This is a genomic window from Agaribacter flavus, assembly GCF_042646125.1.
GTDB lineage: Bacteria > Pseudomonadota > Gammaproteobacteria > Enterobacterales > Alteromonadaceae > Glaciecola > Glaciecola flavus.
On sequence record NZ_JBHRSW010000023.1, the window covers coordinates 93,199 to 94,172 of the forward strand.

Annotated in this window: 2 protein-coding genes and 1 pseudogene; all 3 read right to left on the reverse strand. The window is 45.1% G+C overall.

Annotated features, from left to right (window positions below; translation table 11 throughout):
* A pseudogene (locus tag ACFOHL_RS12875) lies at positions 1-208 on the reverse strand (IS66 family transposase); the annotation flags it as partial.
* Between the two features lie 87 nt (positions 209-295).
* Positions 296-643, reverse strand: a complete 348-nt coding sequence (gene tnpB, locus ACFOHL_RS12880; RefSeq protein WP_376920648.1) for an IS66 family insertion sequence element accessory protein TnpB — start codon at positions 641-643, stop codon at positions 296-298.
* Positions 640-921 carry a hypothetical protein gene (locus ACFOHL_RS12885; RefSeq protein WP_376920649.1) on the reverse strand — a complete coding sequence of 94 codons (282 nt, stop codon included), beginning with the start codon at positions 919-921 and terminating at the stop codon, positions 640-642. The genes tnpB and ACFOHL_RS12885 overlap by 4 nt, the downstream gene beginning before the upstream one ends.
* Positions 922-974 lie beyond the last annotated feature (53 nt).

The following is a 974-nucleotide window of genomic DNA, read 5'->3' on the forward strand; positions in this document are numbered from 1 at the left end:
TAAACAAGTTACCTTGGGCAACATGCGCTTCGCTTTTGCTCGCAAAGAGTTTGTGTTTCGCCAATCGAAACTGCTCTTCAAGGAAATCTAAACGCGCTTCTTGCAAGGCAATCAGAGCGTCTTTTTCAGTCGTCGTTAAGCCTTGCTCATCGCGCTTTTGCTTGAGCAAGGTTATTTGTTTACTGGACTGTTCGAGGCTTAATTTCATGGCATGTATTTTACCGTAAAGCAGGGTTCAGGTGTTGTTTTTACTTAGACTAAATCGTGATCGATAATCGCTGTTTATGATCTGCGGTTATAAGCCAGCAGAGGCATAAAACAAGGGCTGATGGCCGTGTATATCAAAGCCACCTAGGAGGCTATTGAGTTGTTGTTCAGTCAAACAGATCGACGCCTGCTTACTGTTAGGCCACTTGAACGTTTCCTTCTCTAAGCGTTTACTCCACATGGCTAAACCAGTGTTATCCCAATACAATATCTTAAGGCGTTTGCGGGTACGATTAGTGAAGACAAACAACGCGCCTGACATGAGGGTGACATCAAGCTCTTGCTCAACAATTAGCGCGAGGCCGTTAAACTGCTTGCGAAAGTCTACCGTCTTTGGGTAAAGATATACGGCTTTTGGGTCAACAAACATTCTCATGCAGCCAGTCCTTTCAATAAAGTGGCCAACCAAATGGGATCGCATTGTGTAGAAAGTGATAGTTGCGCATACTGTGTTTGCAAGACGACAGTGCTCGGCCTTGGCGTCACTTGCGCTTTGACGAACTGCCCAGATTGTACGGCAGGCGAATTAGTCATTATAGGTTTTTTACTTTGCGCTGGCATGGATAGCCCCATGGCATGTCGGCGAGAGTAAAAGGTTTGCACCGGTATCTTCTGCTCAGCACAAAATTGCTTTGTTGTACCGTAACCGATCATTTTAGACCGTTCTGTACAACTGTCTGATTTAAGTTTAATGGTGCGGCACTAAT